Source organism: Cupriavidus sp. 2TAF22, assembly GCF_052115045.1.
Taxonomy (GTDB): Bacteria; Pseudomonadota; Gammaproteobacteria; order Burkholderiales; family Burkholderiaceae; genus Cupriavidus.
Genome location: NZ_JBFRFX010000087.1, coordinates 1 through 11,540, shown reverse-complemented (window position 1 = coordinate 11,540; position 11,540 = coordinate 1). Strand labels below are relative to the sequence as shown.

Sequence of the window (11,540 nt, the reverse complement as noted above, 5' to 3'; positions counted from 1 at the left end):
ACGCAGCCACAGCAATCGAACGCGGCAACCATGCCTCGGATATCGAGGAATGGGAAAGCTGTAACCGCGCTTTTCACGGAGCATTGATTCGACCGTGTGGCATGCCGAGACTGCTGCGCACGATCGAGGAATTGCATGTAGCTCGTCTGAGATATATGTACGCAACCACAACCAGTACAACTTGGGACCCTCAGTCACAACAGGAACATCATCAGATTCTTGATGCCGTCCGCCACAAGGACGTCGAGCGCGCATGCGGTCTGATTGAGCTGCATGTGCTCGAATCTGCTGAAATTATAATCAAGGCGTTGCGAAACCGGCACGAGCAGTTAGATAAGTTCGTCGACGTTCCGACCTGATTACTCTTGCCACTCTTTTTCAAACTGTTCATCACCCTCAGCAACTGCACACCTTATTTACTACCACATTAAAATTCCCAACGATAGCGCATCCCAAAATAGCAAAACCACAGACACTTTATTTCCTTAGAATTTTTTAGAAAAATTGACTGCGAAATCTACTCGTAGGATAACGCACGTCAATTAAATATCAAAATATACAGGAGACATAAGCATGAAATCAGAACCACTCTATAGAAAGGTGGCATGGAAGTTACTGCCATTCTTGTTTATCAGCTATGTCATAGCCTATCTAGATCGCGTGAACATTGGATTTGCCGCATTGCGCATGCAGCATGATCTCAGCTTCAGTGATACCGCATACGGATTTGGAGCCGGAATCTTCTTTCTAGGATATGTACTGTTTGAAGTTCCGAGCAACATGTTTCTCACGAGAATCGGTGCGCGTAAAACCATCATGCGCATCATGATCGGTTGGGGGATACTTTCCTCTGCCATGATGTTCGTGCAGAATCCAACGCATTTTTACATCCTACGATTCTTCTTGGGTGTATTCGAGGCCGGGTTCTTCCCAGGAATTATCCTTTATCTCACGTATTGGTTTCCCGCGCATTTGCGAGGAGGTATTATTGCAATCTTCATGTCCGCGATCGCGGTTGCCGGTATTGTGGGGGGTCCCGTTTCTGGATGGATCATCACATTTATGGATGGCGTACATAATCTCCATGGATGGCAATGGATGTTTCTCCTGGAAGGGGCGCCAGCAATCGTACTCGGCATCGTCGCCGCGTTCGTTCTGGCTGATGGACCGCAAGACGCGAAATGGCTGACAGAAACCGAGCGCGACATAATTGAACGCGACACCAAAACCCCCAGGGGAAATAGCGCGCATTCCATGGCTTCTGCTGTTCGTGACGCCCGCATTTACGCACTGGCCCTTGTCTACTTTGCGGTGATGTGTGGGTTGTATATTCTCGGATTCTGGCTACCTGGCATGATTAAAAGCTATGGAGTGTCCGATCCCTTCCACATTGGCCTCCTGACCGCAGTCCCGTACATTGCCAGCACTATTGGCATGGTCGTCATTAGCCGACATTCGGACGCGACCGGAGAGCGGAGAAGGCACTTGGCAGGGTCTATGTTCGTCGCCGCAACAGCTCTTGTAGCAAGTACGTTTGTTCCAAACAACTTGATTCTTGGGCTCATCGCTCTAAGCGTGGCAGCAGTTGGCCTCTATGCGTCGATGCCGCTTTTCTGGACTATCCCTACTCGTTACCTGTCGGGGCAAGCAGCCGCTGGCGGAATTGCCCTTATCAATTCGCTCGCTCTGATTGGGGGATTCGTCAGCCCGACCGTGCTGGGCTTCTCAAAATCAACGACTGGCAGCATCAATATTGGTATTTACGTCTTCGCCGTAGTTCTGAGCGTAGGCGCGCTCGTCCTGCTCGTTGCCATGCCGGAAAGGCTCCTGAAAGACTCGAACACTATAGACACCGAATCGCCGAAGGAGAAGCCCGCAATCAGTTAGTAGGGCGGCCTCAATTGTTCAACAGAGAGGCGTGACTGCAGGTGGTACCTATGTGCAGCGTGACATCGAATGCGCATCAGGGTGTGCTGACGCGCCTTTTTTATGAAGTGTGCCATCAACCAATGTAACGACCTCCTGTCGAGGTACAACAGGTAAGGTAGTGAACGGCACCGCAACCGAGCAGTTGGGTTCACATGCCCTAGAGATATATCGGACCCGCACGCGGCATTGAGATCACCGAAGTGATAGCTGCACGAACGCCTTGCAGAACAGCCGGCGGTCCAGAGTTGAAATGCAGATCAACTGTTCGTGAGACCGCGCAGCGTGACTTACGTGGACGACGCGCGGTGGATGTACAGCCTGGTAGCGAAAAAACTGCTTGCCCCCTCCGACTGCATTCCGCCCCTTCCGGCACCGACACCAGCCGGAGAGGCGTAGTGCGTTTTCCACCCTGAACTATTCCGACTGAGTTTTTGCCCCAAAGGAGCGAACACATGCCTGACACTCTCATCAAGGTCGACCTAAGCCAGTCCGCGTACGAGAACGACCAGATCCACAATCGCTGGCATCCGGACATTCCCATGGCGTGCTGGGTAAGTCCCGGTGACGACTTCATCCTTGAGACCTACGACTGGACCGGCGGTTTCATCAAGAACGACGACAGCGCAGACGACGTGCGTGACATCGACCTTTCTATCGTGCATTTTCTTTCCGGCCCCGTAGGCGTGCGCGGCGCCGAGCCCGGCGATCTCTTGGTGGTCGATCTGCTCGACATTGGAGCCAGGCCGGACAACCAATGGGGCTTCAATGGTTTCTTCTCAAAGGCAAATGGGGGCGGCTTCCTGACTGACCACTTCCCGCACGCCCAGAAATCCATCTGGGACTTTCACGGCGTCTACACGAGTTCGCGCCATATCCCGGGCGTGAACTTTGCCGGATTGATTCACCCAGGGCTGATTGGCTGCCTGCCAGATTCAAAGCTGCTGGAAACATGGAACGCACGAGAGACCCAATTGATTGCGACAGCACCCGAGCGCGTACCGCCACTTGCGAATCCGCCATTGGCGGCGACAGCCCACATGGGTAAGCTGACCGGCGTCGCCCGGGACAAGGCCGCCGCCGAGGGGGCACGCACGGTACCGCCGCGCGAGCACGGTGGCAACTGCGATATCAAGGATCTATCACGCGGGTCGAAGGCTTTCTTCCCGGTCTATATAGACGGCGCAGGCCTCTCGGTCGGGGATCTCCATTTCAGCCAAGGCGACGGGGAGATTACGTTCTGCGGTGCCATCGAAATGGCCGGCTGGGTGCACATGCGAGTGAATCTCATCAAGGGCGGCATTGAGAAGTACGGCATTCGGAATCCGGTGTTCCAGCCCAGCCCAATTACTCCGGTATACAACGACTACCTAATCTTCGAAGGCATTTCGGTCGACGAGCACGGTGGGCAGCACTACCTCGACGTTACTGTCGCCTACCGCCAAGCGTGTCTCAATGCGATTGAGTACCTGAAGAAATTCGGCTATTCGGGCGCGCAGGCGTATTCCCTGCTGGGATGCGCACCGGTGCAAGGGCATATCAGCGGGGTAGTTGACATTCCGAACGCTTGCGCGACGCTTTGGCTGCCCACCCAGATTTTTGACTTCGACATCAGGCCGAATGCCGATGGCCCCCGCAGGCAGGTGCACGGCGGCCTGGACTTGCCGTGTTCGCCAGACCTGGTGGAGCCCTAAGCGACATCCGATAGGAGGTTCCTCATGCCCATCTACGACTTCGGGTGCGCAGATTGCGGCCCGTTCTCCGTCCTGCGACAGATTGGAGACCGCGAGAATCCTTGCCACTGCCCAAGCTGCGGCAGAGAAAGCAAGCGCCTGATATGTGCGCCGTCACTCGCGTTGATGGCCGGCTCAAGTCGCGTCGCTCACGCAACCAATGAGCGGGCTGCTCATGCGCCGCGCCAGTCCACCGACGGGGGGCAGCTTCGCCACAGGCAGAGTTGCGCTTGTTGCTCAGGCGAGCGCGCGTCTCTCGCTGGCGTCAGCAAAAAGACTTCTTCCGCCGGCCTAAAGCAACCGTCAGGTCGCCCATGGATGATCAGCCACTAGCGCGGGACGCACGCCAGCGGGTTCAGCTTGTGAGCTTCGCAAGCTGAATCTTGCTTTGCGCCAGGGCCACCACCAGGAACGAGATCGCATGGCCCAAAGAGAAGCCCATCAGATGACGATGGCGGGCTTTGCTCAAATCTCGGAGGTGAATAATGGCACGAGAAAGGCACGATTCTGTAGGAGCGTGCCGACTTCAATGTAAAGCGCTGGCGCGGAGCGGGACGTTGGTGTTCCGCCCGTTCGTCGCCGCCTGCCTCGACGCCGGCCATCCCGGACGGCCGCGCATTGCTTTCGTGCCCGGCATCAACACTCAAATCGGCTATCCTTTATGCCCGCCACTATGGCCGGCTCAGGCCCCAGCTTTTCCACTTATCCGACTGTCCGGATTTCGGCCGCGGCCTCTGTCCCCGCATTTCCAGAATGAAAGGCGCGGCGACTTCGAGCCACGCCTTTCTTACTTCAGGACTCGCCATCGATTGCGAGGAGGCGCACTTCCAGCGCTGCGGCAGCAGTCTTCAGTGCAGGTATAACGCGCTTACGGATCGCAGGAATGTTTGGTTCGACGTCGACGGCGCCACAACTCAACGTCATCAACGTTCTAGAGGTGCCAACCCGGACCGGCAAGGCAATGCCATAGGCATCACGTTGATACTCCCCAACCGACATGCAAACGCCGTTCGATCGCAGATCTTCGAACGCGGCGGCGAGTTTCACTTCCATCATTCCCCTCTGGCCGCTTGCCGAGCGAAGCAATTCGCTGATATATCCGGCACGTGCGCCATCGTCCAGAGCCCACAGGAACGCTCGTCCCACGGACGTTGAGCCCATCGGCAGGAGCGAGCCCACACCGAGCCGCAATGTCGCAATTCTTATGCCGGATCGGTAGGCGATGTATAGCATGTCGAGATGGTTCGGGACCGCAAGCGCAACGGAGACATTCAGCCTGTCGGCTAGGTCTTGCATTAACGGATTTGCCACGCTGATGACCGGGTTGGCTTCCAGGTAGGCATGCCCGATACTCAGGGACCCGGGCGCCAACTCGAATTCGCGGCCTCCGCTGACGCGCCGCAAGAATCCCACGCGAATGAGAGTGCTCGTGAGGCGGGACACGGTTGCCTTCGAAAGGCCGGTACGGCGCACCAACTCGACGTTGGTCAATGGCGCGCGGTCGGCTCGAAAGGCCCGCAGGACCTGTAGTCCGTGCTCCACTGTCACTGTCACGCCTGTCGGATCCGGCATCTGTGTAGTCATGCTGCTTCCTCCGCGCGGTCTTTCCGCAATTTAGGTGGCGAACAATGCCTCCTCCTGCAAGGCATGCGCCGTTGCCGCAAGGCGGGGGCCCAGTTCGCGATCGGTGCGAGCCCGACTCATTCTGGCGCCTGGACCAATGCATGCGATTACCAGCGGTGCATGTCCGGGAAGGTTGACGGGGGTGGCGACTACGCCGAGTTCGGGCTCCCATTCTCCAATTGATGTGCAAAAGCCTGAATTTAACGTCTCGGAAATACCCTCTCCGATGCGACGTCTGAGCCGTGGCCAGTCGCGCGCCATCTTTCGCTCCACATTGCCAAGCAAGTAGAAGCGTTCCAACTCTGGCAAAGACGCGAGCAGCGCCCATCCGAGCGGGGACGAGGCGATGTGCAAGCGCGTTCCAACGGGCAGACGCAAGTCTATCGCCGTACTCTGGCTAGTGCACGTTGCCAGCACGATCAGATCCAAGCGATCGCGAATGGCGAGTACGACGAATGTCTGACTAGCGTCGGCAAAGGCCTGCATCTTGACACGTGCAAGCCTGTGTATCGTGCGATGCGCAATCGCACCGTAGCCCAACGAGAGCACGGCGGCTGATAAGCGGTACTTGCGTCGCTCTCGCGAGTAACGGAGATAGCCCAGAGTAACAAGCGAGTGAAGCATGCGGGAAACAGTAGGAGCCGGAATGCCGGTGTGAGCGGAGATCTCCTGATTACCCAGCCATTGCTCTTCGGGTGTGAAGGCACTAAGCACCGCGAGACTACGTGCGAGGGGTGCAACCATGGGGCCGCTGTCCTTGCCGCGGCCCGCGTCCTCTGCCTGCCGATAAGGATCTCTACTCGATACTGGTAATGCTAATCGAGCGTGTTTTCGGTCTGCCGCTGCAATCTGCCTTGTCATTACACTTTCCGAAGGGAGCGCACACAAAATCATTTAACGAAGCGCGTCAAGGCGGGTCAACCCGGGCTCTCGATATGTTCCGTACATTGAGAGGCACGCGAAAATTGACCGGCGCCTGAGGCATGTCGCCGTGTATGGCTTCGACCACAAGTTTGCAATAAAGCACTCGCGGCGGCTAGTACACGGTCCCATTCTGTATTGCCGATGCCGCCATGCAACCAGTGTATGGCTTTGTAGAACTCGACACAGCCCAATCTGCTTCGCGCTGCGTACAGCTACTCGGATCGAACGGACGGGACACCTGATGGGGATAGGTCTCGCAGCAGGGGACTGTCGCCGTCAATCCAATCGCCGCGCGGGGGGGTGAAGATGTCGTATTCGAGCGTGTCTTCAAGCACTTCGGCTCGATGGGGAGTATTAGCCGGAATTACGACCACTTCCCCGGCTTCTACCAGTACGCCATGCTCGTTGGTCTCGTCCAGCCAAAACCGCATTGCACCCCTCACCACGAACGTGAACTGCTCGTTCGGGTGGGCGTGGAGTGGCACAAGGTCCCCCTTTCTTAAGGTCACTTCGCCGATCATCATGCGTTCCGACGTGATGAAACGGCGCGTGATGCCGCCGAGAATGGTTTCGCTCGGTCGCTCGGACCATCGATAGTGCAAGGCGACTTGAGACATTTTTAGCTTCCGTCATGGTCAGGGGGTCGAGGTTTTATCCGGCCACGCGGCGCGCGAACGGCCAAATCATCGGGGTGATCGCTAACATGCAGCGACGCGGCCTTTTGCGTCAAGCCTGCAAAGGTGATTGTTCCGTACCTCGGAATATCGGGCTCGCCCGATTCTGTGCGTTGAGCGGCCCCCTGTCTGTTTCGGGAGCGGCGCCGCATCAAATGCCTACGAAGCCGGGCGAGCAATTCGCCTCCTGTGCCTAGGCCTAACTCCCTTCGAGATTCCGAAGGTAAAGCTCGCCGCCAGACTGAGATGTCCTATCTAGCCTTTGGATCTTCCCCCGTTTCTGCGGGCCGCAGACCGGCGCGGTCAGCGGCTCCAAGCCGATGGCCGAGGCAAACGCCCTAGTTTTGTCAGCCGTGTGCAATCTGCTGGCTAGGATATTTAGCAGCGACTTCCCATGGGGTTCGGTATTCGAGTTTCGAGCCTGCGTTGCCGGTTGTAGATGCTCGATTTATTCTCGAATGGATGCAATGGCCGGGGCGCGCGTCGCGTACCAATGGTGCTACAACCGCCAAACAACCTTCCCCAGAAGCTCTCTATTGGCGCGTTGTCACAGCAATTTCTTGCACGACATCGGGACCACGATGGTCATGAATGCGGAACTATCTCGAAGTTTTGAAGACGTGCTCCTGCACGCCTACTTCGAAGCGCTCCTCGGCAGAACATCGTTCAGATGAAGCTTGTGTTCTCGACATATTTCCCACAGAAGGTGCCATTACCCCTCAGAGGCTGAATCCCGGTGGGCATGCCGCCGCGCCTGCACACCTCGAAATATGTCGATGCCCCCGTCAAGGGACGGGGACTCGATACTTGTTCGCTGGCCGTGCGCTAGAACACGTGCCTCGCGCCTACTACTAGCCCGGTCTGGTTAATACCGGGCGCAGTTGTTGTGCCTAGCACCACGCCGAAGTTAGAGGCTCCCTTGTTGTTCATGTAGGAAGCATTGGCGTATAGGCTAGTGCGCTTGGAGAGCGCATACAAGGCCGAGAGCGCATAGCTGTTCGCATCGGAGGAGGATCCGCGCATGTCAGTGCGATAAGCGCCCGCGCGCAGTTCGAAGCCGGGCGAAAAAGCGTAGGAAGCACCGACCCAGTAGAGGTTGGAGCGGAAGTTTGGGGTGCTGATGCCGCTTTGAAGATAGCGATAACCTCCCATTAACCCAAGGGCGCCGAAAGAGTAGCTCAGCGCCCCAACATATCGGCGCTCGACAGCGCTTGCCGTGGCGGTAGACTGCCCGCGGCGTTGATCGAAGGCCAGTGCCATTGAGATGTTGCCCGTCGTGTAGGTCGCACCCGCGCTAATCTCCTGTCCGATCCTGAAGGAGCCAGGCACCTCGCCGCCGTTGACTACCGTCGTGTCATAGCCCGGGGTATAAAGTCCCGTCACAGTCAGTCCGCCCAATACGCCCGTGTACTTGATGACATTGTCTGCACGGTTGGTGAACTGCGCGTCTTGCGACAGGATTGAGTAGGTGGAATAGCGCACCGGGTCGAAGGGCACGAAGATATCAAACAGTGTGTTGATCTGCCGGCCCAGCGTGACTTGCCCCCAACTCCCCGCAATGCCCACGTAGGCTTGCCGCCCAAACAGGCGTCCTCCCTGCGCCGAACTTCCGTTGTCGCTGTTGAAGCCGCTTTCGAGAGCAAATACGGCAGCTAGGTCTCCGCCCAGGTCTTCCCTGCCGCGCAGGCCCCAGCGCGATCCCGCCGTATTGCCCGACGCCATGCGATAGACGTTTGAGGAGCCAGTGGCATCGGCGTGATTTACATACTCGATTCCCGTATCGATCAAACCATAGAGGGTCACGCTGCTTTGCGCGTGCGCGCTAGCGTTGCACAGGCCGCAAAATGCGGCAGCCACGGCTGACAAGGTCTTCATATTCATGTCTTCTCCACCATCTCTCTGTTTTTGCTGTAATGCGCCAGACTGCTGCTCCCAGCGTGCGCGCGTTCCGGTCGACAATCGAGCAGCCGGATGTTTCAGCCCGAATGTAGTGGGCCTATTTTTGTCGAATCATCCTGACCGACATCGTGGTGAACTACGCCGGACAATTTACACACGCCGTTTACGACGCGCATCCAGAATGTCTTTTGACGCTGAGGCGACGTCAACCTATCCGCCCCATAGGTTCCGTACTTCGAGAAGGATCACGCATACAGAACGCCATACGCGGACTGAATGCAGCGCCAACTGCATCGTCGGTGTGTGAGGAGACGCGAATCAAAGTACGGAACGAACCTACCGTGACCGTTGACGTACTCGCATTCGACACCGCAGCATAAATATCTGGGAGATCCCTCAGAGGAGAGTACGGAGCATGATCCGAGATGCAATCGGTGCGATAGCTTTTCGCGCTTTGTATGGGGACGGCGGATTCACTATGAAGAACAAAACTGCGACCCATGAATCCCCGCGGGATATCCTTGATGGCATGAAGAGAATGAGTCCAATTTGACCGACCATCACTGAAAAGTAAGAGGGATTGGAACTAACGATGGAGGGGGAAGTGCCGACCATTCTTGAAATTGATCGCGCTTCCTCAGCCGACCGATCGCCAATCGTTATCACGGGATACTGAATCGCAGGCCATCCTGCTTGAGTGTTTCGAAACACAGCGATTTCGCTACGTTCCGCGGCTTAGGACGAGCGAACAGAATGTGCATCGCAAACGGCATGAAGCGCTTCATCACAATCGCGCCGCACGCCGTAAGCCTCACGGTGATCGTATATTGACTCTTACTTAAATGGAGAAATGCGTGAAAAACTCGACGTATGGCTCTTTTTCGACTGGTTTGCCGGCTGACCCGAGAATGGACGCGGAGAAAGAGTTCGAGTTTGCGACCAAGTCGGCCAGAATGGAGCTGAAGCAGGCTAAGGATCGTGCGGATTCAGAATTCTACAAGACGCTTAGAAATACGGCATCGATGGATCAACAAGCGATCTCGAATGCACAGACGCGCTTTGCGCAGGCGTTAGCTATTGCGAGCGAAAACTATCACCAAGCGCTCGCGAACGCTGAACGGGTCCGCCTCCGCACCACTCTCATCACGGAGGCGCCGATCGATCGTAGAGCATCGCCTGCCTCCCTGGACTAGGGGAAGAGCTGATCAACAACGTTCCGAATAACGTTGCCAACGGTTTCGGCTTCGTCCGTGCATTGGATCGCAATGCTCTCGCCCACTGCCGCCTGGGCGCTCGGCACGAACTCTTCGAGGGTTGGGCGGCGCTGCCGAACAGGCCGCCGGCCGCCGCTACCGTCCCAAAACCTGCCGATGCGGATCGATCACGAACTATTTGGGAACCCCGGCATACGAACTCCGCGTATGCCTGCGGCCCCTCTTCAAGGGTAATGAGTTTTACTCCAACCACGTCCGCGATGTGGATGCAGTCCCACAGAATTGCCTGCATGAGTTGCCGGTTGTAACGCATGACCAGCGTTTGTCCAGTGCGAAAGCTGTGTGATTTCGCCCGTCCGAGCGCGAGGCGGATGCTTAGACTGCCACGTCGTGCCGCCGAATCGCTAGCGCCGGGATCGTCGGTCACGTAAAGGCTCAGCGATGCGGTCTTGAAGCTGATGCGCTGGATCGACGAGCTGCATCTGGATGCATCCCTTCGCGGGCGCGCATGCTGGCCCGCCTGTTGCGACGGGAGGGTGTCCAGATCGGCCACCGGCGCGTGGGCACGCTGATGAAGCGCATGGGCATCGAGGCGCTGTACCGTCGGCCGAACACGAGCCGCAGGAATGCGGCGCACAAGATCTGGCCGTACCTACTGCGCGACCGGAAGATCAATCACACCAACCAGGTGTGGGCGCTAGACACGACCTACATTCCGATGGCGCGGGGCTTCGTGTATCTGACGGCGGCGGTGGACTGGGCCAGCCGCAAAGTACTGGCCCACCGGGTGGCGATCACTCTGGAGAGCTGCCATGCTGTCGAGGCGCTTGAGGTGGCCTTTGCGAAATACGGCACGCCGGAGATCGTCAAGACTAACCAGGGCAGCCAGTTCACCGCCGCGCAGTTCACCGACGCCGTGCTTGACCGCGGCATCCAACTGTCGATGGACGGCAAGGGCAGTTGGCGCGACAACGTGTTCGTCGAACGCCTTTGGCGCAGCGTCAAGTACGAGGAGGTCTATCTAAAAGCCTACGACTCGGGTCAGCCATGCGCGCCGATCTATCGCTAACTACCTGACCTGGTACAACCAACGACGACCCCATTCCAGTCTGGCAGACCAGACCACGGATGAGGCATACTTCGCCACACTGCCAGCGATCAAATCGGCAGCCTGACTGCCCCGGCGCTTCCACTTATAAACTCCGGATCTCTGTCCGAATAAGCGAAGCCACCTCTCAGTGCCTTGATTACGATTTCTGCTGACTCGAGCACATGCTGCTCAATCAGACCGCATGCGCGCTCGACGTCCTTGTGGCGGACGGCGTCAAGAATCTGATGATGTTCCTGTTGTGACTGAGGGTCCCAAGTTGTACTGATTGTGGTTGCGTACATATATCGCAGACGAGCTACATGCAATTCCTCGATCGTGCGCAGCAGTCTCGGCATGCCACACGGTCGAATCAATGCTCCGTGAAAAGCGCGGTTACAGCTTTCCCATTCCTCGATATCCGAGGCATGGTTGCCGCGTTCGATTGCTGTGGCTGCGT

10 protein-coding genes and 2 pseudogenes are annotated in these 11,540 nt (G+C 57.1%); 6 read left to right on the top strand and 6 right to left on the bottom strand.

Translation table 11 applies throughout. The features are described from left to right. The 4 genes from AB4Z48_RS39910 to AB4Z48_RS39895 form a co-directional block, all read left to right on the top strand. A partial coding sequence (locus AB4Z48_RS39910) for a GntR family transcriptional regulator (RefSeq protein ID WP_441624329.1) occupies nt 1–359 on the top strand: 359 nt, incomplete at its 5' end. Nucleotides 360–573: 214 nt separating this feature from the next. Next, a complete protein-coding gene (locus AB4Z48_RS39905) occupies nt 574–1,887 on the top strand; it encodes an MFS transporter (RefSeq protein ID WP_441624327.1) in 1,314 nt (437 codons plus the stop codon). Nucleotides 1,888–2,381: 494 nt separating this feature from the next. After that, nucleotides 2,382–3,620, top strand: coding sequence for a formamidase (gene fmdA, locus AB4Z48_RS39900; protein ID WP_441624325.1), 1,239 nt, complete (start codon nt 2,382–2,384; stop codon nt 3,618–3,620). Nucleotides 3,621–3,644: 24 nt separating this feature from the next. Then, nucleotides 3,645–3,992, top strand: a complete 348-nt coding sequence (locus AB4Z48_RS39895) for an FmdB family zinc ribbon protein (protein WP_441624324.1) — start codon at nt 3,645–3,647, stop codon at nt 3,990–3,992. 459 nt (nt 3,993–4,451) lie between these two features. On the opposite strand, the gene AB4Z48_RS39890 is transcribed toward AB4Z48_RS39895, so the two are convergent. The 4 genes from AB4Z48_RS39890 to AB4Z48_RS39875 form a co-directional block, all read right to left on the bottom strand. Next, nucleotides 4,452–5,243 (bottom strand): IclR family transcriptional regulator, encoded by a 792-nt coding sequence (locus tag AB4Z48_RS39890; RefSeq protein ID WP_441624322.1) that lies wholly within the window; start codon nt 5,241–5,243, stop codon nt 4,452–4,454. A gap of 30 nt (nt 5,244–5,273) precedes the next feature. After that, nucleotides 5,274–6,026: an IclR family transcriptional regulator gene (locus AB4Z48_RS39885; protein ID WP_441624320.1), complete on the bottom strand. Its 753-nt coding sequence runs from the start codon at nt 6,024–6,026 to the stop codon at nt 5,274–5,276. Nucleotides 6,027–6,418: 392 nt separating this feature from the next. Continuing rightward, entirely contained in the window at nt 6,419–6,823 is a 405-nt protein-coding gene (locus AB4Z48_RS39880; protein ID WP_441624318.1) for a cupin domain-containing protein, read from the bottom strand. A gap of 882 nt (nt 6,824–7,705) precedes the next feature. Beyond that, nucleotides 7,706–8,761: a porin gene (locus tag AB4Z48_RS39875; protein WP_441624316.1), complete on the bottom strand. Its 1,056-nt coding sequence runs from the start codon at nt 8,759–8,761 to the stop codon at nt 7,706–7,708. Between the two features lie 872 nt (nt 8,762–9,633). Between AB4Z48_RS39875 and AB4Z48_RS39870 the strand changes: the two genes are divergently transcribed. Beyond that, entirely contained in the window at nt 9,634–9,972 is a 339-nt protein-coding gene (locus AB4Z48_RS39870; RefSeq protein ID WP_441624314.1) for a hypothetical protein, read from the top strand. 195 nt (nt 9,973–10,167) lie between these two features. Here the strand turns inward: AB4Z48_RS39870 and AB4Z48_RS39865 are convergent. After that, nucleotides 10,168–10,429, bottom strand: a pseudogene (locus tag AB4Z48_RS39865) (formaldehyde dehydrogenase, glutathione-independent); the annotation flags it as partial. Nucleotides 10,430–10,442: 13 nt separating this feature from the next. Between AB4Z48_RS39865 and AB4Z48_RS39860 the strand changes: the two are divergent. After that, nucleotides 10,443–11,168 (top strand): annotated as a pseudogene (locus tag AB4Z48_RS39860) (IS3 family transposase); the annotation flags it as partial. Here AB4Z48_RS39860 and AB4Z48_RS39855 read toward each other — a convergent pair. Further along, the coding region (locus AB4Z48_RS39855) for a GntR family transcriptional regulator (RefSeq protein WP_441624313.1) at nt 11,152–11,540 on the bottom strand (389 nt) is incomplete at its 5' end. The pseudogene AB4Z48_RS39860 and the gene AB4Z48_RS39855 overlap by 17 nt on opposite strands.